This is a genomic window from Chryseobacterium sp. 22543, from assembly GCF_052044565.1.
Lineage (GTDB): Bacteria > Bacteroidota > Bacteroidia > Flavobacteriales > Weeksellaceae > Chryseobacterium.
This window is the reverse complement of sequence record NZ_JBQENH010000002.1, coordinates 259,752-286,177: the sequence shown is the minus strand read 5'-3', so window position 1 is coordinate 286,177 and position 26,426 is coordinate 259,752. Positions and strand designations below refer to the sequence as shown.

At 36.7% G+C, this 26,426-nt stretch carries 20 protein-coding genes; 5 read left to right on the top strand and 15 right to left on the bottom strand.

Annotated features, from left to right (window positions below; translation table 11 throughout):
* Window positions 1-95: 95 nt before the first annotated feature.
* Window positions 96-392 (bottom strand): DUF3098 domain-containing protein, encoded by a 297-nt coding sequence (locus ACTJIP_RS07135; protein WP_180565481.1) that lies wholly within the window; start codon window positions 390-392, stop codon window positions 96-98.
* 2 nt (window positions 393-394) lie between these two features.
* Window positions 395-1,294, bottom strand: coding sequence for a cell division protein FtsX (locus ACTJIP_RS07130; protein WP_077415290.1), 900 nt, complete (start codon window positions 1,292-1,294; stop codon window positions 395-397).
* Between the two features lie 91 nt (window positions 1,295-1,385).
* On the opposite strand from ACTJIP_RS07130, the gene rsmA reads away from it, so the two are divergent.
* Entirely contained in the window at window positions 1,386-2,156 is a 771-nt protein-coding gene (rsmA, locus tag ACTJIP_RS07125) for a 16S rRNA (adenine(1518)-N(6)/adenine(1519)-N(6))-dimethyltransferase RsmA (RefSeq protein WP_180565480.1), read from the top strand.
* Between the two features lie 132 nt (window positions 2,157-2,288).
* Here rsmA and ACTJIP_RS07120 read toward each other — a convergent pair whose 3' ends face one another.
* The 8 genes from ACTJIP_RS07120 to ACTJIP_RS07085 form a co-directional block, all read right to left on the bottom strand.
* Window positions 2,289-4,646: a choice-of-anchor L domain-containing protein gene (locus tag ACTJIP_RS07120; protein ID WP_077415294.1), complete on the bottom strand. Its 2,358-nt coding sequence runs from the start codon at window positions 4,644-4,646 to the stop codon at window positions 2,289-2,291.
* Window positions 4,647-4,922: 276 nt separating this feature from the next.
* Window positions 4,923-8,507 carry a choice-of-anchor L domain-containing protein gene (locus ACTJIP_RS07115; RefSeq protein ID WP_428169096.1) on the bottom strand — a complete coding sequence of 1,195 codons (3,585 nt, stop codon included), beginning with the start codon at window positions 8,505-8,507 and terminating at the stop codon, window positions 4,923-4,925.
* A gap of 168 nt (window positions 8,508-8,675) precedes the next feature.
* On the bottom strand, window positions 8,676-11,036 hold the full coding sequence (locus ACTJIP_RS07110; protein WP_180565478.1) for a choice-of-anchor L domain-containing protein: 2,361 nt from the start codon (window positions 11,034-11,036) through the stop codon (window positions 8,676-8,678).
* A gap of 204 nt (window positions 11,037-11,240) precedes the next feature.
* Window positions 11,241-11,795 (bottom strand): DUF1003 domain-containing protein, encoded by a 555-nt coding sequence (locus ACTJIP_RS07105; RefSeq protein WP_077415300.1) that lies wholly within the window; start codon window positions 11,793-11,795, stop codon window positions 11,241-11,243.
* A gap of 11 nt (window positions 11,796-11,806) precedes the next feature.
* Window positions 11,807-12,577 carry a TIGR02757 family protein gene (locus ACTJIP_RS07100; protein ID WP_410500282.1) on the bottom strand — a complete coding sequence of 257 codons (771 nt, stop codon included), beginning with the start codon at window positions 12,575-12,577 and terminating at the stop codon, window positions 11,807-11,809.
* Window positions 12,578-12,584: 7 nt separating this feature from the next.
* On the bottom strand, window positions 12,585-13,499 hold the full coding sequence (locus ACTJIP_RS07095) for a ribonuclease Z (protein ID WP_077415302.1): 915 nt from the start codon (window positions 13,497-13,499) through the stop codon (window positions 12,585-12,587).
* A gap of 68 nt (window positions 13,500-13,567) precedes the next feature.
* Window positions 13,568-14,143, bottom strand: coding sequence for an RdgB/HAM1 family non-canonical purine NTP pyrophosphatase (gene rdgB / locus ACTJIP_RS07090; protein ID WP_440704294.1), 576 nt, complete (start codon window positions 14,141-14,143; stop codon window positions 13,568-13,570).
* A 41-nt stretch (window positions 14,144-14,184) separates the two neighbouring features.
* Window positions 14,185-15,015 (bottom strand): CPBP family intramembrane glutamic endopeptidase, encoded by an 831-nt coding sequence (locus ACTJIP_RS07085; protein ID WP_077415304.1) that lies wholly within the window; start codon window positions 15,013-15,015, stop codon window positions 14,185-14,187.
* 290 nt (window positions 15,016-15,305) lie between these two features.
* Between ACTJIP_RS07085 and ACTJIP_RS07080 the strand changes: the two genes are divergently transcribed.
* Together ACTJIP_RS07080 and ACTJIP_RS07075 are read left to right on the top strand one after the other, a co-directional pair.
* On the top strand, window positions 15,306-16,901 hold the full coding sequence (locus ACTJIP_RS07080; RefSeq protein WP_077415310.1) for a peptide chain release factor 3: 1,596 nt from the start codon (window positions 15,306-15,308) through the stop codon (window positions 16,899-16,901).
* Window positions 16,902-17,293: 392 nt separating this feature from the next.
* Window positions 17,294-18,238 carry a DUF4349 domain-containing protein gene (locus ACTJIP_RS07075; RefSeq protein ID WP_440704293.1) on the top strand — a complete coding sequence of 315 codons (945 nt, stop codon included), beginning with the start codon at window positions 17,294-17,296 and terminating at the stop codon, window positions 18,236-18,238.
* Window positions 18,239-18,501: 263 nt separating this feature from the next.
* Here ACTJIP_RS07075 and ACTJIP_RS07070 read toward each other — a convergent pair whose 3' ends face one another.
* Together ACTJIP_RS07070 and ACTJIP_RS07065 are read right to left on the bottom strand one after the other, a co-directional pair.
* Entirely contained in the window at window positions 18,502-18,867 is a 366-nt protein-coding gene (locus ACTJIP_RS07070) for a hypothetical protein (RefSeq protein WP_077415314.1), read from the bottom strand.
* A gap of 22 nt (window positions 18,868-18,889) precedes the next feature.
* Window positions 18,890-20,029 carry an acyl-CoA dehydrogenase gene (locus ACTJIP_RS07065; RefSeq protein WP_440704292.1) on the bottom strand — a complete coding sequence of 380 codons (1,140 nt, stop codon included), beginning with the start codon at window positions 20,027-20,029 and terminating at the stop codon, window positions 18,890-18,892.
* Between the two features lie 357 nt (window positions 20,030-20,386).
* Here ACTJIP_RS07065 and ACTJIP_RS07060 point away from each other — a divergent pair, with 357 nt between their 5' ends.
* Window positions 20,387-22,165 (top strand): AMP-dependent synthetase/ligase, encoded by a 1,779-nt coding sequence (locus ACTJIP_RS07060; protein WP_077415318.1) that lies wholly within the window; start codon window positions 20,387-20,389, stop codon window positions 22,163-22,165.
* Window positions 22,166-22,488: 323 nt separating this feature from the next.
* Here the strand turns inward: ACTJIP_RS07060 and ACTJIP_RS07055 are convergent, their stop codons facing one another.
* From ACTJIP_RS07055 to ACTJIP_RS07045, 3 genes are all read right to left on the bottom strand, one after another.
* Window positions 22,489-23,265 (bottom strand): zinc ribbon domain-containing protein, encoded by a 777-nt coding sequence (locus tag ACTJIP_RS07055; protein WP_077415320.1) that lies wholly within the window; start codon window positions 23,263-23,265, stop codon window positions 22,489-22,491.
* Between the two features lie 2 nt (window positions 23,266-23,267).
* A complete protein-coding gene (locus ACTJIP_RS07050; RefSeq protein ID WP_077415322.1) occupies window positions 23,268-24,365 on the bottom strand; it encodes a Nif3-like dinuclear metal center hexameric protein in 1,098 nt (365 codons plus the stop codon).
* Between the two features lie 129 nt (window positions 24,366-24,494).
* The gene (locus tag ACTJIP_RS07045; RefSeq protein ID WP_257468862.1) at window positions 24,495-25,343 is read right to left on the bottom strand and encodes a hypothetical protein; all 849 of its coding nucleotides are present in this window, start codon (window positions 25,341-25,343) and stop codon (window positions 24,495-24,497) included.
* 249 nt (window positions 25,344-25,592) lie between these two features.
* Here ACTJIP_RS07045 and ACTJIP_RS07040 point away from each other — a divergent pair, with 249 nt between their 5' ends.
* Complete coding sequence (locus ACTJIP_RS07040; protein ID WP_077415326.1) at window positions 25,593-26,420, top strand: ion transporter; 828 nt, start codon at window positions 25,593-25,595, stop codon at window positions 26,418-26,420.
* Window positions 26,421-26,426: the final 6 nt, after the last annotated feature.

Sequence of the window (26,426 nt, the reverse complement as noted above, 5' to 3'; positions counted from 1 at the left end):
TAAAAAGATTAAAAGATTTAAGAATTAAAAAAGACTGGCTCTTTAGCTTAAATCTTTCAATTCTTAAATTTTTTAATCCTTAAAAATTATTTTATTTATTTTCTTTTTAAGATAGCGTATACTTCTATTACAAATCCTATAACAACAAACAGAGGTGCTATCCTGATTCTTCTGATAGAAAATATCTCATCATTCCATGAGTTCGGGTCAAATTTACCATCTACCGTATTGGCATCCGGGCCCATCATCAGTAGAAATCCTACGACAATAAATGCCAGTCCTATCAGCATCCACTTGAAATTCTGCGGTCCGAAATAGAAAGCGTTTTCCTGTGGTACTTCAGCTTCATGTCCAAAGTCTGAAGCGGAGAATTTATTTGTTTTTTTGCTCATTGTTAAGAGTAATATAAATCGTCAACGTTTGATTTTAAGAATCTCCATGTAGCGAAAACTGTACTTAAGACAGAAATAAAAACTCCTACTCCCAGTACCAAGATCACTAACCAGAAATACTGGTTGTTGTCCTGTACGAAAGCAGAACCAATCTGGCTTGTGAAATAATACCAGACACCACCTAAAGCAATAAGACCAATTACAGAACCAATAGCTCCTAAAATGATAGCTTCTATGATGAAAGGTTTAAGAATAAATCTTCTTTTCGCTCCTACCAACTGCATTGTTTTAATAATAAATCTCTTCGAGAATATTTTCAGACGGATAGAGTTGTTAATCAATACAACAGCCAATACCAGAAACAAAATTGAAAATCCTAAGATCCACTTTAAGATTCTGCTCAGGTTATTGTAAACATCCACCATCAAGGTACTGTCATTTTTAACATCGCTAATCCCGGGAACTGATTTGATCTCTTTAATAGCCTCATCAATTTTTGCTGGATCTACGAATTCCGGTTTTAGAGCAACTTCAATAGAAGAAGGGAAGATATTTTCTTCGAACAATGCATCACTGTCAATTCCCATACTTTTCTTGGCTTCTTTTGCAGCCATGTCTCTTGAAATATAGGTTGCTTTTTTTACTGGAGCTAGAGTCTGTACCTTTTTAAAAGTTTCTTCCTCCAGTTTTGCAATTTTTACAGAATCTTTAGCATCATAATTTTCATCAAAGTAGGCGTTTACCACCAATTGTTCTTTGATATAGTCAGAATACTTCTGGGCATTAATTAAAATAAGCCCCATTAATCCTAACAAAAATAACACTAAGGCAATACTTATCACTACTGTAATATTGCTGGACCGAAGCCTTTTCTTATTAAATTCATCTACAGATTTAGCCATTAATATTAAAATTTTTGGCTAAAATAGAAAAAAACTTCCGAAATTTGGGACGAAATAAAGAAAATCATTGTTAATAAAATCATAAAAAACCTTGAGTGTAAAAGCAAAAAAACATCTTGGACAGCACTTCCTGACAGATGAAAACATCGCAAGAAAAATCGTAGAAGGTCTTAGTTTTGAGAACTATAATAATATTATGGAAGTAGGTCCCGGAATGGGAGTTCTTACCAAATATCTTCTTGAAAAAGATCAGAACATTTACCTTGCAGAGATCGATACTGAGTCTATCGAATACCTGAAAAAAAATTATACAAAGGTTACTGAAGAGACTTTTGTGGGAGATTTCCTGAAACAGGACTTCAGTTTTATCAAAGATGATCAGATTACTATTATCGGTAATTTCCCATATAACATCTCATCACAGATCTTATTTAAGATTGTAGATCATTATCAGCTGATCCCGGAAATGGTAGGAATGTTCCAGAAAGAAGTGGCTGAGAGAACGGCCGCCGTTCCGAGAACTAAAGATTACGGTATTCTTTCTGTCCTGATACAGGCTTATTATGATGTATCTTATATGTTTACGGTACATGAGAACGTCTTCAATCCACCTCCGAAAGTAAAATCAGGGGTAATTCGTCTTACAAGAAATCCTAAGGATGGTCTTGCGGGCAACGAAATTCTCTTTAAGCAGATTGTAAAAACAGGATTCAACCAGAGAAGAAAAAAATTATCTAATGCATTGAAATCCTTAACTATTCCTGAAGCTTTAAAAGGCCATGAGTTTTTGGATAAAAGAGCGGAAGAACTTAGTGTATCAGATTTTATACACTTCGCCAATCTCTGGAAAGAAAATCAATAAACTTCAATAATAAAGCTTCTGATAAAGGAGCTTTTCTGTTGAATTAATAACAACCTTTATTCCTAAAAAAGCAGAAAGCCTTTCAAAATAAATCTGAAAGGCTTTCTTTTATATTACATTATCAATTCAATTCTAGTTTCTGTTTTTCAGCATGATCCATCCTGACCAGTTCATCTGAGCTTTTGATTTTGGATACTCAAAATTGAACTTATACCAGTAGGTTGCTGTAGGAAGTCTCTTACCTCCAACTGTTCCGTCCCAGATAGGATTTTCTTTTGAGAATCTGAACATCTCTACTCCATATCTGTCATACACAGAACCCGTAAAGTTTTTAAACTCTCCAAGAGCTTTAAGATCCAGAACATCATTGATTCCGTCTTCGTTTGGAGTAATAATGTTATTGATCTGCAATGTAAAGAATTCAAGAGATCCTACACAATGTGTACCTACTCTTCTTACCAACACGGTATAATTTGTATTGTCTAAAAGATTAGTAAACACGTTTGAATCCTGCCAGCTGATTCCGTTGTCAATAGAATATTCCAAAGTACTTGGCATATTGTTCATTGGAGGGTTTTCAGCCGTGATCGTTACTGTTTTCTTGATGCTTTCATAGTTTAATCCAGTCACAAAAGGAGTAGCTGCACCCATTACTTTGGCTTCAAAAACTTTCTTACAAATTCCGTTATCAATTTCTACGGAATAGATTCCCCATTGGTCTACATCAATTTTCTGTGTTGTAGCACCTGTACTCCAAAGGTATTTAAAGCCATCTCCTGCTCCTGCATCAAGAGTTACTTTATCACCGATACACATTTCAACATCTTTTAATGGTGAAGTGATTTCAGGAGTAACTTCGATTCTTATTGTTGCCGGATTAAGAGATTTACAGCCTTTTGCTCCAATTGCATATACTGTAAATGTTGTCGTCTGATATAAAGTAACAGTCTGTATATTTCCTGTTCCCATAAAGTTGCTCCATTCGTAAGTATCTCCCCCTTCAGCAGTAAGGGTTACAGATTCTCCCGGACAGATTTTTATTCTGGAAGCTTTTACTTTGGCAGTTGGGGTTACTTCTTTATGCAATGTCAATTCAACCATTTTACTACAGAAACTACCATTGGAAACCACAACATAGAGAATCTGGCCATCATTACCGTTATAGTTTAACGGAGTCTGAATATAATTGTCATTCTGTGCTATTGCATCTGCCTGATTTACGTAGAACTTAAAAATAGCTCCCGGTGTCGGGCTGATAGTAGATGTAATTGTACTTAAATCAAAAGTAGTAATATCCGGTGTGGTACAAAGCAGCAATGTAGCATCCTGAGCCAGCGGAGTTGTTCCTCCATGAATCTGAATCGTAGCTTTACCCGGACATGGATTTCCCGGAACACTTACTTCGATAGTATAAGTACCCGGCTGTATAGCCGTAATAGTGTTGGTTGTAGCATTGGGTACCGGTGTACCATTATAATACCACTGATATACAAGGTTAGGATCACTTACAGAAGCGGTGATTACCTGAGGTACATTATCACACACGTTGATATCAGAAGGTAGTTTTGTACCTGCTGGATCCAAAAGGTCTACTCCGATATTGAAAGATCCTCCTTCCAAAAATACTGCAGAGTCATAACTATGGTCACTATAATCGGCAATTACCATTTTGAAGTGGTATTGCTGTCCTGCTACTACGGTTGCTGTAGCAGTCAATGGAATTGTTCTTCCGTTAAAGTTGGTTTCCACGTTACCTGTGTTGTATCCGGCAAAATATTGTTCGTTTACGGCACCACAACTACCTGCTATTGCAGGGTGGATATTCGTAATACTTACAGGTCCTGCACCTCCGGGAAGCACAGCCATATTTACATAAGGTCCTCCTGAGGTAGGTCTCAATAAGATGGCAAATGCATCAGCAAAAGTACAAGGGAATGAACCTGTATATTCTTCAGAGGCAATCAAATAGTTAAATTTAATCTGCGATGTAGTGGGAACGAAGTCGAATTCCAGAAGAACGGCATCGTTCAATCTGCTTTCCACTACTCCAATTATCTGTGCAAGATCAGCATCTGATCCCCCACCATTGACATCACTCAGTCCACCTTCAAAACTGTTACCAGCTCTTCTTGCATAACCTGTGGAAAGAATAAGCCCGTCTTTAAAAGGGAAATTGGTTGTTGCTTTATGAAAGTACCCCCAAGCTCTGTCTGCATCACTTGCAGCATGATTAGGAGTGATCTTCACATTACTTACATTGGGAGTAAGGCAGGTATTGGTCCCGGATGAGATCAATACATCTTTTACCATTTTCTCTATCGTGTAACTTGTTTCAGCATACTGTGGAGCATTTACATCAATAAAAACTCCTGCCCTTCTGGATAATGCCGTAGGGGTTTCCTTTACGTGTTTCCTGGGTGGCAGATCTTGTGAAAATAAAAAAGTCGAGATGACTAAAAAAAATAAACAAAGCGGTAGATATCTTCTCATAATATTTTTGTTTCAACAAATTTAATTTTTTTTTAAATATCTCACATACATATTTATATTTTTTACTATAAAAAAACAAAACATGAACCTTTTAAAGTAAACTTTCGTTAATTAGCCCTCCTATAAAGAATGTGGTAGTATCGTCTTACAAATTGTTTTAACATATTTATTCTCTCATTAAAATAATTCACAAAACGCGATAACGTTTATGGCATAAAACAACAAAATCTTTCATTCCTGAAAGATTTTATTGTCTATTTTTTATTTTATTAAATTCTAGTTTCTGTTTTTCAAGAGAATCCAGCCTGAGCGTTGCTCCATTTTCTTACTGGCCGGGTTTTCCCACTGTACTCTATACCAATATGTCCCTGTAGACAGGTTGATTCCTTTTAAAGATCCTGTCCAAATAACATCTCCTTTCGTGGCTTTGAATACCTCGGCTCCATATCTGTCAAAGATTGAAGCTCCAAAATCTTTATATCCACTGATTCCTGTGAAATCTATGGTATCATTTACACCATCCATATTAGGGGTAATGGCATTGCTGATAACGAATGTAAAATAGTCCAGTGAAGTACCGCATTTAGCACCTTTTACTCTTACCATAAGAGAATACATTGTATTATTCAGGATACCGGTAAATATATTCGACGGCTGCCACGTCAGCCCACCATCTATTGAGTATTCTAAAGTACCTCCTGTGGGATTGCTTGCCGTAAGGGTAAGAATATGATTATCATATACTACATTGGTAAACTGTGGCAGGTCAGGATTAATCAACTGAGCAGAGAACGTTTTGGAACAAACTCCATTACTGATGATCACAGAATAAGCGCCGGCAATATTAGTTGTTATCGTTTGAGTGGTTGCTCCTGTATTCCATAAATAAGTATAATTTGGTCCCGGACCTGCATCAAGAGTTCCTTTATCTCCGGCGCAAACAAATACATCCTTCAATGTAGAAACAATTGCAGGGACTACTTCAATAGTAACTTTAGCCGGATTCACAGAGCTACATCCGTTTCCTCCCAATGCAAATACTGAATATTCTGTTGTTACGGTAGGAGTAACGACCTGAGTATTTCCGTTTCCGGTAAGTCCTATCCAGTTATAAGTAATACCTCCCGTAGCTGTTAATGTTACAGATTCGCCTTCACAAATTTTTAATTTTGATGCTGTAAGTCCCGCTATAGGTGGGCCTACCTGAACAGTTACTGTTGCTGGTGTTGCAGAAATACATCCGTTAGCTCCAACAGCAAAAACAGTATATACCGTTGTTGTTGTAGGTGAAACCACCTGAGTACTTCCGTTTCCGGTAAGACCATTGCCCCAATTATAGGTTACCCCTCCCGAAGCTGTTAATGTTACAGATTCACCTATACAAATACGAGGTACTGACGAAACAAGAGCAGCAACCGGTTTTACTTTATCTTCCTGTACTGTTACTGTTGAAGTATAGGTACAGCTCAGGTTTCCTGGTTGTGACACGTTAGTAACCGTTAGAGTATACGTTCCACCAGCACTTACAACAGGGGTAAGTGTATTCCCTCCGGACACAATGGTTCCTCCGGTTGTTGTCCAGGCAATAGTAGATCCTGCAGGTACTACAGATGCCGAAGCATTAATGGTAATCTGAGGAGTTGTGCAGGTAATTGTTTGTGGCGCTGCAATTGTAAGGGTAGTCTGCGCTGTGCTTAATAATTGCAGAGATACTACATAGCTACAACCTCCGTTGCTTGCCAATACATAAATAGTCTGGCTTCCTCCCGGTGGTGTATATGTTGTAGGTGTTACAATAAAGTTTCCGTTAGCAGCATTGGCATCAGCCTGGTTTACGTAATAAGTAAAAGTAACTCCTGCAGTAGTTGTGATCTGAGGCTGTGCTTCGGTAAGATTATAAGTTAATCCTGTCTGATAACATTTATGTAGTATTGCATTTTGTGCGGTAAAAGGTTCTGATACTTCAATTGTTATAGTGGCTGGGTTTTGAGAGACACAACCATTAGCACCTACTGCTGTTACAGTATAAGTAGTTGTAACCGTAGGAGAAACAATCTGTGTACTTCCGTTTCCGGTAAGACCGTTACCCCAGTTATAGGTAGCACCACCTGAAGCGGTAAGTGTTGCTGATTGACCTTTACAGATTTTTATTTTGCTTGCGGTAAGTCCCGTAACCGGTGGAGCACTGTTTCCCGTTACAGTCACATTGCCCACTGCTGTACAGCTAATATTACCTGGCTGATATATTTTTGTTATCGTTAAAGTATAAGTTCCTGCAGCATTGATAACAGGATTTAGAGTAGTTCCCCCTGAAACAATATTTCCTCCTGTAGTTGTCCAGTTGAATGTAGCGCCTGCCGGATAAACGGAAGCTGATGCATCCAGTGTAGTTTGAGAGCTAGCACAGGTAAGTACTGCCGGTGGAGCAATAGTAGGTATCATTTGTGGTGCTTTCACCAATTGGAGTTGTGCTACTTTTGCACAGAAACCGTTTGCTACTCTTACATACACCGTTCCGCCTGCACTCTGATGAGCCGCTGGGTTAGGAATTGTATTTGTATTTCCTGCATTAGCGTCCGCTAATGTGGTATAATAAGAAAACACAGCTCCCGGAGTCGTACTTATTGAAGCCTGTGCTGATGTTAAATTAAATGTAGCATTTCCGGCAGCATAACAGGCCGTTAATGTAGCATTCTGTACTGTAGGGGATGTTCCGCCTACCACTGTAATAGTAGCTTCTCCCGGGCAGGTATTCCCCTGAATAAAAACCTTAACAGTATATACTCCTGGTTGGGTTGCCGTATAACTTGCATTAGTAGCTCCGGCAATTGGGTTTGTTCCCAAATACCACTGATAGGTTATATTGGGTCCCTGAACAGAAGCCGTAAACGTTTGTGGTGTATTGTCACACATATTTACAGATCCAGGCAGCTGTACTCCGGCCGGGTCCAGAATTTTCACTCCAATATCGAAAGATCCTGCTTCCAAAAATACTGCAGAATCAAAATTGGGATCCTGATAGTCGGCAAGAACGATTTTAAAATGATACGTTTCCCCCGGAATTACGGTTGCCTTTGCTGTAAGAGGAATGGTACGTCCGTTAAAATTGGTTTCAATCTGAGCGGTATTTGTTCCTCCGTAATAGGCTTCATTTTTAGGTCCGCAGTTTTGATACTGCGGGTGAATATTGGTAACACTTACAGCTCCTGCTCCTCCCGGAAGCACTGCAAGGTTGGTATAATTAGGATCAGATGCTTTCTTTAATAATAGGGCGAAACCATCTGTAATGGTACATGGAAAGTTTTGTTGATATTCTTTCGAAGCAAATAAATATCTGAAAGTAATTTCAGTAGAAGCTGCCACAAAGTCAAATTCTATAGAGGTAGCATTGGTTAGGTTGTTATTACCGATTCCCAAAGCGTTCGCCAGATCTACATCTCCTCCGGTTCCAAGGTCATCACTTAAAGTTCCCTGAAGAGTATTCCCTGCTTTATTGGCATATCCGGTAGAAAGTATAATTCCTTTACTGAACGGAAAATTGGTATTTGATTTATTAAAATACCCCCAGCTTCTATTCTGATTGGTAGCGGGTAAATTTGGAGACACGGTTACGTTGCTTACACTTGAACTGGTACAGGTAGTACCTCCTGATATAAGAACATCATTTATTAGCTGGGTTATAGGATAGCCTGATTCCGGATAACTTGGTGCATTTACATCTATAAAAGCACCTGCTCTCAAGGAAGCAGCACTGGGCTTTCTCGCAATTTCTACCCTTCCTCTATTTTGAGCCAAAATAAAGTTGCCTATGAAAACTAAAAATAACGCTAAAAATAAATTTCCTCTCCTCCTATTTAACATTTTATATTATTTTAAACAAAAATACTATTTTTTTTGATTGAAATTCATGTTAACACAATTTACATTATTACTAACGCAAATTTATTTATGTTAAGATATCAACTCTATTTATTTTAATATAATAAAAAAAGACTGACAAAATAGTCAGTCTTTCGATTATAATTTTAATTATTCTATATTTTTAAGTAATATCCATCCTGTTTTCACCGTAACTTCTTTACTCGCAGGATCTTCAAAGGTTATCTGATACCAGTATGTGGAGGTAGGAAGCTTTTTCCCCTGGAAATATCCATCCCAATATGGATTGATCTTCGCTGCTTTGAAGACTTCTCTTCCGTATCGGTCAAAAACCTGTCCGCTGAAATCTTTATAGTTGACCACTCCGCTGAAATCTATAATATCATTAATATTATCCCCATTTGGAGTAATTACATTTTTCATAACGAATGTAAAGAATTCAAGGAAACCTACGCAGCTTGTAAATTTAACTCTCACCCTGATTGAAATGACTTTATTTTTAGGGACATTGTTAAATACATTTGAAGCCTGCCATGTAACTCCGTTATCCACTGAATATTCCAGAATACCATTACTTGGATTACTTGCTGTAACAATCATTGTTCCATTATCATTATAATCCACTTTTATTACTTCAGGAATCACTGCTTTAATAACTTGTGTTTTAAATTCTTTTGAACATACCCCATTGCTTATCATTACTGAATATTCTCCCGGAGTAGATACAGTAATACTCTGACCTGTTTCACCATTACTCCACTGATAGCTGTATCCAGGTCCTGAACCTGCATCCAGGATTATTTTATCTCCCTGGCAGATATGTCCTCCTTTTAAGTTTGAAACAATAGCTGGTACTACTTCTATTGTAATACGTGCCGGCTGAAGAGATTTACATCCCTGTGCTCCTATAGCATATACGGTATACGTTGTTGTCTGGGTAGGGCTTACAGTTCTTATTCCGCCAGTAGTAGCTGCAGAATCGCTCCACTGGTAGGTCACTCCACCGGTAGCTGTTAATAATACAGATTCACCTGCACAGATTTTTAATCTAGGAGCTGTAATTAATGCTGTTGGGGTTTCTTCTTTTCTTAAGGTTAAGGTTGCAATTTTACTACAGAAAGCTCCATTGGAAACCAGTACATATAATATCTGTCCATCTGTTCCGCTGTAGGTTGTCAGATTGGTAATGTAACTATTATTTTGAGCCTGTGCATCAGCCTGATTGGCATAAAAACGGAATACCGCTCCCTGCGTTGTACTGATGAGAGGTTTTGCTGTTTCTAAATTAAAGGTACTGAGCGAAGGTGTTGTACAAAGCTTAAGTTCAGCATTCTGTACCGTAGGGCTCGTTCCTCCAACAATGGTAATAGTTGCTTCACTAGGACACTGATTGCCCGGAACCATTACTTTTACAGTATATACTCCTGGTTGGGTAGCAATATAAATGGCGCTGGTTGCTCCCGGAATGGCAACTCCATCTTTATACCACTGATACGTCATTCCCGGAATGGCTGCTACCTGAGCTTTCAGTTGCTTTGGTGTATTGTCACACATATTGATGCTGCCTGGCAAAACTGCTCCGGCTTCATCTACAATTTTAATTCCGACATCAAAAGATCCACCTTCCAAGAAAACAGCAGAGTCATGAGAAGGATCCTTTGCATCTGCCAATACCATTTTAAAGTGATAGGTCTGTCCAGGAATTACATCTGCCACGGCTGTTAAAGGAGTTGTTCTCCCAAAATAATTAATAACCAGATGCGGATTCGCCAAAGCTCCAAAATAAGTTGCATTGATAGGACCACAACTGAATCCATTTCCAGCAGGAACAATATTGGTTGCACTTACAGGTCCTGCACCTCCCGGTAATATGGCAAGATTAGTATAGGTAGGATCTCCAACTTTCTTTAATAATAGCGCAAAAGCATCAGAATATCCCGTACAAGGATAGTTGGAAGTATATTCATCAGAAACGAATATATAATTAAATTTTACCTGATTGGAATTGGGTACAAAATCAAATTCAAGTGCTACAGCATCCGTTAAGCTAACATTAGCTCCGGTAGCTGCCACAAGATCAGCATCACTTCCTGTTCCTACTGATTGTCCCACAGCTGCCACATAGTTATTACCTGCTTCCGAAGCATATCCTGTAGTCAGAACAATACCATCAGTGAAAGGAAAACTTGTTGTACCTTTATGAAAATATCCCCAAAATCTGTTGTTATTAGTCACATCATGATTAGGAGATACTGTAACATTGGTCACATTGGCTGTTGTACAATTGGTACCACCATTGATCAAAATATTCTTCACCAATTGCTCGGGTGTATAGTTTGAAGGGGTGTAAGGAGGTACATTCACATCAATGAATGCTCCAGCCCTAAGACTGGCAGCAGAAGGCTTTATCTTTTCTGATTTTCTGACTGGTCTCGATTGAGAAAATGCAGAAACTGAAATCAATAAAAAAGAAAAAAGGAAAAAATAGTTTTTTAGTCTATAGATTAACATTTTGTTTTCATTTGTTCAAATGTAGCAAAAATATCAATAACAAATCAGCCTTTAATGTTACTATTTTTCAAGTAAACACCTAGATTCATAATATTTTTTTCTTATTATTACGTTTTTCGCAAATCATTTTATAACAAAAATCCACAAAAAAACAGATCAATTGTATTGATCTGTTGATATTTCATTGCTATGATTCAGTTGCAGCTATTCTTCTTTTTTCAATTGCTCAATTTCATTTTTCAACTGAGAGATAATATCTTTTAAAGCTTTTATTTCATTCTTATTAGAGTTGACATTACTCCTCAATATTACATTTTTTGCTCTTTCATTGTGATCTTCTTCTTCCTCTTCTTCATTAATCTCTTCAATATCTTCCTGAATATCTTCTATATCCTCATTAATCTCTTCAATGTCTTCGCTGATCTCTTCAATATCCTCACTGATTTCTTCGATATCCTCCTGAATGTCTTCAATATCTTCACTGATCTCTTCAATATCCACTTGGATATCTTCAATTTTCTCGTGACTTTTATTAACCGACATCTGGATAAAAATAGCCAGATAAATAGCTTCCAGAGAAAGCACTGTAGTAAGAATCAGAAGCATCTTATCAAAATCTACGATATGCAGCATCGGAAGCACAAACGAAGTAAGAAACAATAGAGTATGTACAATCAGAGACTGAATAGACCCTATCCATGATGTAATACTGTCTGCTATTTTTTCAAGAACTTCTGTTTTTTCGTTATATTTTTTCATCCTTTATATTTTTACAACAGTTCTTTGGTAACGCCTAATCCAAACAAGGCAAAATCATATTTTGCAGGATCTGTTTCATCAAATTTCCTGATGGCAGCATCCAGTTCTTCTACTGTTTTCCAGTCATTTTGTGTTCTGGAAACCAATCCCAGTTTTCTGGAGATATTTCCGGTATGCACATCCAAAGGAATGGAAAGATATTTCTGATCTATATTTTCCCAGATTCCAAAATCTACCCCTCTTTTATCTTTACGTACCATCCACCTTAAAAACATAATAATCCTTTTGGCAGAAGAGTTTTTGTAAGGCGAGCTGATATGTTTATGGCTTCTGTGTTTTTCTGTTTCAAGAAATCCACTCCTGAATCGTTCTATGGCGTGGAGAAAATTATTCTCCGGTTCTTTTACCTCAAACAGATTTTCCAGGCTTTCATTTTCTTTATAAATCCTGTTGAACTGTTTGATAAAATAGGAAAAATCCTGCCCATTGAAAGTTCTGTGAATGCTTTTATCCTGAATATCTTCCAGATCTTTTTCTGAATAATTCATCACAAAATCATAGGGAGAATTTCCCATAATATCAAGCATCTTGTCCGCAGAATTAATGATTGACTTTCTGTTCCCCCAGGAAATTGTAGCTGCCAGAAATCCTGCAATTTCAATGTCCTGTTTTAAAGAAAAACGATGAGGAATCTGTATGGGATCATTTTCAATAAAATCGGGAGTATTATACTGATCTGCCTTTTCGTTGAGAAAATCTCTGAGTTCTTCAAATTTCAGCATATTCATTTTAAATCTTTACACTTTCCAATGCTTTTGGTAAAAATGTATTGGGGAAAATATTTCTTGCTTCATCGGTAAATACAGTCAGATCACCATATCTGTTGGAAAAATGTCCTAAGATCAATTTTTCAACCTGCGCTTTCTGAGCAATCGTTGCCGCTTCTAATGCCGTAGTATGCCCTGTATAATCAGCCATTTCCTTCAAATCATGTAAAAATGTAGATTCATGGTAGAGAACCGTTGCATTTTTAATAATCGGAATAACACTTTCAAGGTAACGGGTATCACTGCAAAATGCATAAGATACCGGCGGAACAGGCTCAAGAGTCAGAATTTCGTTTTTTAGCACATATCCATCGCTCAGTACAAAATCTTTCCCTGCTTTTATATTATGATAATCACAGGTTTCAATCTCGTTGTATTTCGCAATTTCCTTCATATTAAGATGCCTGTCTTTTGGCTTTTCCTTAAAAAGGTAACCATTACAGTAAATTCTGTGATCCAATGGAATGGTATATACTTCTACTCTGTTGTCTTCATATATTTTTTCAGAATAATCTTTATCCAGTTCATGATAGACTACCTCAAAGCCGCGGTGCGTTTCCGTAATCTGAAAAATAGTTTCCAGCATCTTCTTAATCCCTTTCGGGCCATAGACATGCAGCGGAGTATCTCTTCCTAAAAGACGGAAAGAGGCAATAAGTCCCGGAAGCCCAAAACAGTGATCTCCATGAAGATGAGAGATAAAAATATGATTGATTTTTGAAAATCTTGCTTTTGCTTTTCTCAGCTGTACCTGTGTTCCTTCTCCACAATCAATAAGGAAGAGTCTTTCTTCCATTTCCAGCAGCTGGGCTGTGGGTGATGTATTGATGGTCGGAATCGCTGAATTGAAACCTAATATTGTTAAATAAGTACTCAAACCAATAATTTATTATAACAAATGTACGACAGAAAATCTAAATGGGTCGTTCACCCTGATATTTAAACTTAATCAGTCACTTTTAAAAAATCCATAAATAAATCCAGGGCCTGCTTACGGTGGCTGATTTTGTTTTTATCTTCCGGATTCATCTCTGCAAAGGTTCTGTCATGACCCGCCGGAACAAAAATAGGATCATATCCGAAGCCTTTAAAACCTTTATTTTCTGTCAGTAAATTTCCATGTACTCTACCTTCAAAATACTGAGCTCCTTTTTCATCATAGTAGCACAGAACGGTAACAAAATAAGCTTTTCTGTTTTCTATTCCCTGCATTTCTTCCAGCACCTTTTCAATATTTTTCGCAAAATCGTGATCTCCGGCATAGCGGGCAGAGAAAATTCCCGGTCTTCCATCCAAAGATTCCACTACCAGACCGCTGTCATCTCCTAAACTTGGAACACCTGTTTTTTCAAAGCAGTATTTTGCCTTGATCAGGGCATTGGCATGAAAGGAATCTCCATCTTCCACAATTTCTTCGTTAATATTATAATCGGTAAGACTTTTCACAACGCAGTCACTTCCCAGGATCTGTTGAATTTCTTCTTTTTTATGTTCGTTGTGTGTGGCTACTAATAATTCCATTTCTATATTCATTTTCAATTTTACTTTTTTAGCTTGGTTAATTACATTTCAGCATAATGTACTTTATACTTTTTCATAAAAAGATAATAGAATAAAGAGAAAAGTACAATTCCTACGGCCAGTACAAGCCATTCTGAAACATGAAGAACTTTTGAAAAACTTTCATCTTTACCATAAAGTACCAACAGCGAAAGGGTTAAATTATTAAACGCATGCAACAGTATGGGCATCAGTAAAGATTTTGTTTTATGGTATACCAATCCCAGCACACAGCCCAGCATCACTGCGCTGATAAACTGCCATGGATTTCCGTGAACCACTCCAAAAATAATGGAAGCATACAAAATTGCTTTCCATGGTTCTACTCCTTTATTAACCAATCCTTTCTGGATAATTCCTCTGAATATAATTTCCTCAAAAATGGGAGCCATAATCACCGTCATGATAATCATTACAACAGGATTATCAGTAAGCTGGCTCATCAACTGAGTAAAATATTCATAAAAATCACCAAAAAAAGGTCCTGTAGTAGGAATCTGAGCGGCAATAAATTCTGAAATAAACATCATTCCCGCCATCATTGGAAAAATAAGAAGATAGGTAGAGAAATTAACGGATGATAAATTGAAGTTAAGCTTCTTTTGGGTGGTACGTCTTACAATGAAAAAATCAAAAAAGGCAATAGCCGTAAGGAATCCTACAGAATTCGCAACCATAAGAAACCAGTCTTTAAGCTCAATATTTTCCCTGAAAACAACTTTCCAAAAAGTACTGAATAAAGAAACAGCCATTGTTCCTACGAATAATCCAACCACCAAAACAACACCGCCAAACCATGTGAACGTAAACTTCGGATATTTGCTATTTTCCATCCTTTCTCTGTAAAAAGTTTATTAAAAACAAAGATAATTTTTTTGACTGCTACAGGCAACTAAAAAAGGATTTTCTTATTTTCGTTCCTTTATCCATGAACCTCACAAAACGAATACAGAATCTCCATTCCAGGGGATTGAGACTGCAATAAACAAATTTGCAGCTCATATGATAAAATTACTTACTGCCCCAAACTCTCAATCTCTTCTCTCCAACCTAACCAACATTGTCGTAATATAATTTGAAAACCTCGCAAAAAATCACGATTTTTGCAACTTCAAAATACGATATGTCAGACTTAATCAAAGAAATACAAAAAAGAAAGACCTTCGGGATCATTTCCCACCCGGATGCCGGAAAAACAACTCTTACGGAAAAGCTACTTCTTTTCGGGGGTGCTATTCAGGAAGCGGGTGCGGTAAAATCCAACAAAATAAAAAAAGGAGCTACCTCCGACTTTATGGAAATTGAAAGACAGAGAGGGATCTCTGTAGCGACTTCCGTATTGGCTTTTGAATATAGAGACCACAAAATCAACATTCTCGATACTCCCGGTCACAAAGACTTCGCAGAGGATACTTACAGAACATTAACTGCTGTAGACTCAGTAATCGTTGTGATCGACGTTGCAAAAGGGGTTGAGGAACAGACTGAGAAACTCGTTAAGGTTTGCAGAATGAGAAACATTCCTATGTTGGTTTTCATCAATAAACTAGACCGTGAGGGTAAAGATGCTTTCGATTTATTGGATGAAGTAGAACAAAAATTAGGATTAACGGTTTGCCCGCTTTCTTTACCAATTGGTATGGGAAGTGACTTCCAGGGAATTTATAATATCTGGGAAGACAACATTCAGTTATTTCTGGAAGAGAAAAAACAGAAAGTTGGAGATTCTATCAAGTTTGATGACATCAATGATACTTCTATAGATGAGGTAATTGGTGAAAAAGCAGCAAAAACTTTAAGAGAAGAACTTGACCTTATTCAGTCTGTTTACCCAGAGTTTAACCGTGATGATTATATGAAAGGTGATCTTCAGCCTGTATTCTTCGGTTCAGCTTTAAATAACTTTGGGGTTCGTGAATTACTGGATGCTTTCATTGATATTGCACCAATGCCACAGCCAAAAGAAAGTGATACCCGTCTGGTAAAGCCTGAAGAAAGCACTTTCACAGGATTTGTTTTCAAAATCCATGCGAATATGGATCCTAAGCACAGAGACAGACTTGCCTTCGTAAAGATTGTTTCAGGAACATTCAAGAGAAACGAAAATTATTTGTTGGTAAGAGAAGGTAAAAAAATGAAGTTTTCTTCTCCCAACGCATTCTTTGCTGATAAAAAAGAAGTAGTGGAAGAAAGTTTCCCTGGTGATATCGTGGGTTTACATGATACCGGAAGTTTCAGAATCGGAGATACATTAACCGGTGGAGAAAAATTAAGCTTCAAAGGAATTCCAAGCTTCTCTCCTGAACATTTCCGTTATATCAACAACAATGACCCATTAAAAGCCAAACAACTGGCAAAAGGTATTGATCAGCTGATGGATGAAGGGGTTGCACAGCTATTTACACTTGAGATGAATAACAGAAAGATCATCGGAACAGTGGGAGCTCTTCAGTATGAGGTTATCCAATACCGTCTGGAACATGAATATGGTGCAAAATGTACTTATGAACCTCTATCCATGCACAAAGCATGCTGGGTAGAAGCAGATGAAAAATCTGAAGAGTTCAAAGAATTTGCAAGATTAAAGCAGAGATTCCTGGCAAGAGATAAATACAATCAATTAGTATTCTTGGCAGATTCTTCTTTCACAATTCATATGACGCAGGAGAAATTCCCAAATGTGAAATTACATTTCATTAGTGAATTTCAGGAACATTAATTAAAAGACAAATCGCTTACAATATAGATCCGTAGAAATTTTCTACGGATTTTTTATTTCTTACTATATAATCATTTTTATGAAGGGGGTGAGATTATTATATCTGGATTCCTACGGAATGACAAACAGAACGCTAAATTTATCCATGCATTTTGTCATTCCGTAGGAATCTAATTCATAAGTAATAAAGTTGTATTATTAAATACTTCTTTAGAGAGCATATCTCAGCTTCTTATACTATTAAAACTCAGAAACGCTTTGTAAATCTTTTGTAAAACAAACACAAACCCCTGAAAATATAACAGTTATAATTTTACCAGCACAATACATTCTATTTACAATCTTTACAAGAACTTCCCTCATAATTTTACTTCATCAAAAAAATTAATGTTATGAAAAAGTTCATATTACTCGTTGCTGTATCAGGCACTTTCATTATGTGTAAAAAAGGAGAAACTACTCAGGAGAGCCTTCACGAAGCAATTCATTCAGCAGACAGCGCAGCTACAGTAACTGCAGAAACCATTGACAATGCCAGTAAAGCAGCCGACCAGGTAATGGATTCTGCCAGTATTAAAATAAAAGATTTTGAGGATACCAAGAACGATATTCATCAAAAAATAGAAAAGACCTCCAAAATGGTAGATTCTTTATCTGATAAAATTGCCAATACAAAACTGGAATCCAAAATAGAGAAAAATGATTCAACGGAGAAAAAGTCTGAAAAAATTGCTGTAAAAGCTCCGGCTCCAAAGGTTATTAAAGAAACCAAAATCATTTATAAAGACAAGCCTAAAAATGACAGTTATGAACTGTATATGCCAAAAGATAAAATGGTAAAATCAGGATATCTTGTCATAAAAGCAGAGAATGCAGAAACGGTGAAGGAAATCATCAGAGAAGAAGCCCATAAAAATAACGGCTACATCAAAAGCGAAAATCTTTCTTACGTGGAATCTGCCAGTCCTTATGGAGAAAATCAAAAAATATACAGTCTTGATATCAAAGTTCCGATCCAGCATTTTGATGGTTTAATGGATGCTATCAACAGCAATGTTGGAGACATAGACACTAAGGATATTCAGGTTTCAGGGCGTAATTATGCAGACAATACGATCTGTACGATCAATATAAATATCAGTGATAAAGCCCAAACAGAAAAAGAACCTAAAACTTTCGGTGGAAAATCATTGGCAGCCATTGAATCAGGCTGGGAGGTGATCACTTCTATTTTCCTGTTTATTCTTCCGTTGTGGCCTTTATTCCTTATTGCCAGTATTGGATATTACTTTTACAAAAAGAAGAATAAAAACGTTCCTCATAACGACCTTCACTAGATTTGAAATCCATCTTCATGATGGATTTTTAATGTTTTTTTAATGAAGTTTAGAAGGTAAAATTAATTCTTATGCTTAAATTTATAACATTAATAAAAACAGCTTGTTTATTAGGAAAATTCCTCTTAACTTTAAGTAAATAAAAATAGTGAATCTTCGTTATTATACAGGATTCCACACAAAACCGGAAATTTTTATTTCATATATTAATATTTTGTGATTTGGTGTAAAATAAGGCCCTCAATTGAGAGCCTTATTTGTTTTTATTTCATGTTCACTACTTTGTCTACGACAAACTTTGTATTTCCTCTCCATGGGAGAGCACCGTTGTATTCTTTGTAATGCAGATCAAAGCTTTTACCGCTATTGGTTTCCAATTGTTTGAAAATCTCAGGATCATCTACAGAAAACTCAAACTCGTAGCTTGTAATTGTTCCTGTTTTTCCTCTCCCAAAGCCTTCCTGAATAAGTTTACCTTCATAGGTTTTGAAGACATAGCCTTTTTTCATGGCATAGTTCAGGTATCCGGATTTTACTCCTTCTCCGAAAACAAAATAGTACTTATACCAGACAAATACGCCTAGTAACAACAGTACAACACCGAGGGTAATCCACAAAGATTTTTTCATAGGTAGTGTGTTTTATAAAATGTTATTTTGCAATGCTTCTTGAGATCACGATTTTCTGAATTTCAGAAGTTCCTTCGTAGATCTGAGTGATTTTAGCATCTCTCATGAATCTTTCTACGTGGTATTCTTTCACGTATCCGTATCCACCGTGGATCTGTACTGCTTCAATAGTAGTATCCATTGCTACCTGAGAAGAGTATAATTTTGCCATAGCTCCACTTTCAGAGATATCTTTTCCTGCATCTTTTTCACATGCTGCTTTGAAACATAACATTCTTGCTGCTGTGATCTGCGTAGCCATATCAGCTAATTTGAATGCAATAGCCTGGTGGTTGATGATTTCAGTTTTGAAAGCTTTTCTTGTTTTAGCATACTTCAATGCCAGCTCATAAGCTCCTGAAGCAATACCTAAAGCCTGAGAAGCAATACCGATTCTTCCTCCGTTCAACACAGCCATAGCAAAGTTGAACCCGAATCCGTCAACACCAATTCTGTTTTCTTTTGGAACTTTTACATTGTTAAAGATCAAAGAGTGTGTATCACTTCCTCTGATTCCTAATTTGTCTTCTTTTGGTCCGATTTCAAATCCTTCCCATCCTCTTTCTACGATGAAAGCATTGATTCCTTTGTGCTTTTTCTCAGGATCTGTCTGCGCAATTACGATATAATATGTAGCCGTTCCACCATTGGTGATCCAGTTTTTGATACCATTTAAAAGATAGTAATCTCCTTTGTCTTCAGCAGTTGTTTTCTGAGAAGTTGCATCAGAACCCGCTTCAGGCTCAGATAATGCAAAAGCACCTATTACCTGTCCGCTAGCCAATGGAGTAAGATATTTTACTTTCTGTTCTTCCGAAGCAAATTTTTCAAGACCGGCACAAACCAATGAGTTGTTTACGGACATTACAACAGCCGCAGAAGCATCCACTTTTGCAATCTCCTCCATTGCCAGCACATAAGAAACGCTGTCCATACCTGCACCACCGTATTGTGGATCTACCATCATTCCTAAAAGTCCCATTTCTCCCATTTTCTTCACCTGTTCTGCAGGAAATTTTTGGTCACGGTCTCTTTCAATCACTCCAGGTAATAGTTCATTTTGTGCAAAATCTCTTGCTGCCTGCTGAATCATCAGCTGTTCTTCCGATAAATTAAAGTCCATAAAAAAAATAATTAGATAGCCGTAAATTTACACTTTTTAAGCAAATCTGAAAAAATTAAATTGAAAGCAGGAAAAAGGCACAGAAAATGGAAGTTAGAGCGAGTTTAAGGCCAGTGAATGCGTGTTTTGGGATTCAAAATGATTAAAGATAAAAACAATACCGGATACGTTCAGAACCGTAAACATTCACAAATGATCAGTTCAAAATATAAAATCCCCTTTTCAGGGCTTCCGGCCTCCTTTTTGATTCAATATATTATGGTAAGCATTTAACTAGTTTCTAATTATTACATTCAAATGTTTTCAATTAAAAAAAATGCTTATATTTAAATTTCTTTATAAATTACGTAAAAAATCATGACGATCAAGAGATTATTCGATATTCCACACTACGCTTTAGAAAAATATCCTAAAACGGATATGTTTGTAACGAAATATCAGGGTGAGTGGAAAAAAACTTCTACTCAGGAGTTTATTAATGAGGGAAATAAGATATCCAGAGGATTATTGAAGCTTGGTATAAAACCGGGTGATAAAATCGCTTTGATTACAACCAATTCCCGTACAGAATGGGCTATTATGGACTTTGGGCTTTCTCAGATCGGAGTTGTTTCTGTACCTGTTTATCCAAGTATTTCACCTGAAGATTACGAATTTATCTTCAACAATGCCGAAATTCAATACTGTTTTGTTTCTGATAAAGAACTGTTGACTAAGGTAATGAAAGTAAAACATAATATCCCAAGCCTACAGGGAATATTTACTTTTGACAACATCAGTGGCGCTGCCAACTGGAGAGAAATCCTTGATCTGGGTAAAGATGAATCTACACAAATTGAAGTGGATGACCTTTCCAATGCCATCAATACAGAGGATCTTGCCACTATTATTTATACTTCCGGAACTACCGGGAGACCTAAAGGAGTAATGCTTACCCACAACAATATTGTTTCAAACGTATTGGGATCTATTCCAAGAATTCCAAAGAAAAAGAGCTTAGATTATAAGGAAACAAGGGCATTAAGCTTCCTGCCCATCTGCCATATCTTTGAAAGAATGCTGTTCTATCTCTATCAATACAACGGTTTTTCTCTTTATTTTGCTGAAAGCATCGAGAAAATGGGTGAAAACGTAAAAGAAGTGAAGCCTCATTATATGACTGTCGTTCCAAGACTGGTAGAAAAGGTATATGATAAAATTTACAATACAGGGTCTTCTGCCGGAGGATTGAAATCAAAAATTTTCTTCTGGGCTTTGAACCTGATCAGCAAGAAGAAAGTAATCTCAAAACCATCCGGACTTCAGGAAATCATCGCAGACAAACTGGTATTTTCTAAATGGAGAGAAGGTTTAGGTGGTGAAATTGTGACGTTGGTTTCAGGATCTGCGGCATTGTCTACAAGACTTAACTTAATGTTTCAAAATGCGGGAATTCCAATTTTGGAAGGTTATGGTTTAACGGAAACTTCACCTGTAATTTCTGTAAACAGCTTTGAGAAAATGAGAGTGGGAACAGTAGGTATTCCATTGGATAATTTAAAAGTAAAAATCCAGGAAGATGGTGAAATTACAGTAAAAGGGCCTTCTGTTTTCAAAGGATATTTCCAAAACGAAGAAATGACCAAAGAAGCTTTTACAGAAGACGGGTTTTTCAAGACCGGAGATATCGGACATATTGATAGTGACGGATTTTTACAGATCACTGACCGTAAGAAAGAAATGTTCAAGACATCCGGCGGAAAATATATTGCCCCTCAGACGATTGAAAATTTAGCAAAGGCTTCTAAATTTATAGAGCAGATCATGGTGGTAGGTGATGGTGAAAAAATGCCATGTGCTTTGGTACAGCCTGATTTTGAATTTGCAAAAAGCTGGGCTATGAGAAACAATCTGAATATTGGTTCTACCCCGGAAGAGATTGCAAAAAGTGCTGAGCTGAAGCAAAGAATTGAAAAGGAAATCGAAGGAATCAACGAACATCTTGGAAACTGGGAGAAAATCAAAAAGATTGAACTTACTCCTGAAGTATGGAGCATTGAAAGCGGATTGCTTACTCCGACATTGAAGCTGAAAAGAAAAGCAGTAAAAGAGAAGTTTATAGCCTTATATAATAAGATGTATGATCATCAGGAATAAATAATATCAACCGCTTCATTTTGAAGCGGTTTTTTTTATGTTTTGGCTAAAGCCAATAGGAAGATCTATTTTTTTAATTAAACGGGCTAAAGCCCGTTCCTATTGACTGTCTCATTAGAATTCTTTTTATTAGAGTTAGAGTTGTCATTCAGAGTGAAGCGTGGAATCTAAGCTTTATTGAGACTCATTGCATGTCTAGATTCCTGCGGAATGACAAAGACACCGTAAAAAATTACACCATCTTAAAAACGCATTAGCTGTTGAATGTATAAAAAAAGCTGTTTCATTTCTGAAACAGCTTTTGTATGATTTAAAATCAATAATTAGAATTTAATTACAGATTTCATTCTTTCGTTTTCTTCCATTACCAATTCGTCATCAACAAGGATTTTCCCTGAATGCTCATCAATAATAATTTTCTTTCTCTGAGCAATTTCCATTTGCTTTTGAGGAGGGATTGTAAAGAAAGATCCTTTTGGAGCTCCTCTTTCTAATCCTACTACAGCAAGACCGTTGATAGAATTTGTTCTGATTCTGTTGTAAGAAGCCAATAGTCTCTCATCGATTTTACCTGCAAATTCTTTAGATTGCTCTAAAAGATATTCTTCTTCTTTCTGAGTTTCAGAGATAAGACCTTCTAATTCTTCTTTCTTGAATTTCAAGTGGTTTTTCAAATCGTCGATCTTAGTATTCAGTTCACTTAAAGTTTCGTTTTTGTGAGCAATTTTAACTCCAAATTCTTTAATTCTTTTTTCAGCAAGCTGAATTTCCAGATCCTGGAATTCCATTTCCTTTCCTAATGCTTCAAACTCTTTGTTGTTTCTTACATTATCCTGCTGAGATTTGTACTTCTCAATTAAAGTTTTAGCATGGTTAATAACTTCATGCTTTGTTTTGATCTGATCGTCCTGATCTTTGATGTCAGCATGAAATTTTTCAGCTCTTTTTTCAAGACCTTCAATCTCGATTTCAAGATCTTCAACTTCAATTGGCAATTCTCCTCTAGTATTTCGGATTTCATCCAATCTTGAATCAATGATCTGTAAATCGTATAAAGCTCTTAATTTTTCTTCAACTGAAATATCGTTGGTTTTTGCCATATTTAAATGAAATAATTTACTGGGTTTGTTTTTTCAATAGATTTTGAAATTGCAAATGTACTAAATTTTTGTGATAAAATTTCAAATAATTGTTGAGCAACAAATTGTTCTGACTCATAATGCCCAATATCGCAAATCAGCATTTTAGACTCTGCTAAAAAATAGTCGTGATATTTAAGATCTCCGGTAAGATAAGCATCACATTTTCTGGAAGCAGCAGATCTTATTCCACTTGCTCCGGAACCACCCAGAACCCCTACCCTTTTGATTTTTTTATTGTTGAAAGAGGAATGTTTTATCACTTCAAGACCAAACTTTTCTTTTACAAACCCCAGGAAATCTTTTTCATCCATTTCTTCTTCCAGGTCACCATACATTCCCAGTCCGGCATGTTGGTTTTTATTATCCAGACTGTAGATCTGATGAGCCACTTCTTCGTAAGGATGTGCGGCTTTCATAGCGCTCACAATCTGACCTTGTTTAAAGCCTTCAAAAATTACAGAGATCATATCTTCATCTGCATTTTCACGAACACCCTTCTGTCCTGAAAAAGGGTTTGCTCCTTCTACCGGCCTGAATGTTCCGTTACCATTCACCGTAAAGCTGCATTCATCATAGAAACCGATATTTCCTGCTCCCGCTGAGAACATAGCTTCTCTTACTTTTTCGGAATACTCTTTCGGAACAAAAACCGTCAGTTGTTTTAAATTATTTTCTTTCGGCTGAAGGATTTTCATATTCTTTAATCCCAACTGTCTGCAAATTCCATAATTGACCCCAAAGAAATCATTATCAAATGCCGTATGAATGGCATAGATAGCCACTTTATTTTCAATAGCCTTTAAAACGGCTCTTTCTACATAGTTTTTCCCTGTTAAAGATTTGAGTCCGGAAAATATAATGGGGTGAAAGCATACTATCAGATTGCAGTTTCTCTCAACTGCCTCGTCTACAACATTTTCCAGAGCATCATGACAAACCAGAATCCCAGATACATCACGATCATAAACACCACACAACAAGCCTACATTATCAAAATCTTCTGCCTGTCTGATACTTATTTCCTCTTCAATCTTTGCTATTACAGTTTTTAGCTTCATTAATTTATATTTTACGGTTACAGCGAAGATATTAATTTTACTAAAATTCCAAAGAATATTTCTGCTGCAATAAAAAACCGGCTTTCATGGGCCGGTTGAATTTGATATAAAAAAAATTAAATAAGACTGTTAATCTTTGAAGAGAGATACTCTTGTAAAGGATTCTATGACCACGCTACAACTTAAATCGGCCTCCATAAAAAGCTGATAGCCTCTTCCCGGATCAAGACTCGCAGGATCGGCAATAGTATAGAAATAAAATGTAAGAATGTTACCTGTTCCACTGGAACCACTTGGTACCAACTGGATAGAGTTAATTTCAAAACCGGAGTCAGGATTTTTAAAAGTAGCCTTTACAGATCCTGAAGAGTTGGACCCGGGAGTAATAGTCGCGATAGCTCTCCAGACATGGACCTGTCCGTTAATTTCGTTTTCCCTCCATTTACCAGTAGCTGAAATATAGATATTCGAGGTAACTCCCGGAAATGGAACTGTGGTTTCCGGCCAGCTTGTAGTAGGACTTGCCGCAAAGACCAGCGGTGTGGCATAAAGCACCTGTTGTCTTGGCCCATACCCGCTCCCTGCTGCACTTAAACTGAATGAGGGTTTTACATTTGCGTTTCCAGAATTTATTTTAACGACACCATCGTTACCAGCCTGAGAAGATGTAGGAACAAAAAGCTGTCTCCAGAGGGTACCATCCCAATACTGGAAGTTATTTGTTGTCGTATTAAAAATAAGGGTTCCTGCAGTAAGGTTAGCATTTACAACACCTGCAGGGGGCACTGTAGAAGCATTATTATCAGCCAGGTATGTATCCCGGTCAGTATCTGTAAGACGAGGAATGAGAATCCCTTTCTGGTTGGAGACTATATCCAGTACTGAAGCACCATTTGGTGTTGAAGTATTAATCCCAACCTGAGCATGTATAAAACTGCTTATGAAAAACAGAATAAATAAGGTTAAATTTTTTCTCATGATATAAAGCTTTTGTTGAATAAAATTACAAACTTGGATTAATATTATGTTAAAAAATAAATTTTTATATGTCATATTTTATTCGTATTTTGTTTAATATAATGTATTGGAAATCATTAAATTAAGTGCATATAATTCACTTTTTAATGATGAAAATATTTTTAACATTTGCAAGATTCTTTTAACAATCATATCTTTACCCTATACTCTATAGAAATTACTAACTTCGCTGTGAAATAACCTATATAAATGGAAAGAGAACATAATCTTGTTCCTGAAGACAATCTTTGGAAAAGATTCCTTTACCGGATAATTTATCGTTCCGATACCAGACTCGGAAAACTGTTCGATATCATCTTATTATCTTTAATTCTTGCAAGTACAGCCATCATTATGATGGAAAGTGTACCTAAGCTTGATAAAAAGTTTCATTATACCTTCCTGATTCTGGAGTGGGTGATTTCTATTTTTTTCACTCTTGAGTATTCTATGCGTATTGCAGTGGTAAAGAATAAGCGAAGTTATATTTTCAGTTTTTTCGGAGTTATAGATTTTCTCGCGCTGGTTCCTTTTTTCCTCAGCTTTTTCTTTCCCATCACTAAATATTTTCTGATTTTCAGAATGCTTAGAATGTTGAGAATTTTCAGGATTTTCAATTTGCTGGATTTTATGAATGACGGCTACCTTATTGTACGGGCTCTGAAAAACAGCTCGAGAAAGATTTACATTTTCCTTTTATTCCTGATTATATTCTCAGTTATTGTAGGATCACTGATGTTTATGGTGGAAGGCGGAAGGCAGGGATTTGAAACCATACCGCAGTCTATCTATTGGGCAGTAGTTACTGTAACTACTGTAGGATATGGTGATGTATCCCCAATCACGCCTTTAGGAAAGTTTTTTGCGGTTGTTCTGATGCTGGCCGGTTATTCTATTATTGCTGTTCCTACCGGTATTGTAACGGCAGAAATGAGAAACAAGAGACAAAACCTGGAACTGATCTGTGAACGATGCGGTAACGAAGATATTGATGATGATGCGAGGTATTGTAAGAAATGTGGCAAGAAATTAGCTTGATATTGG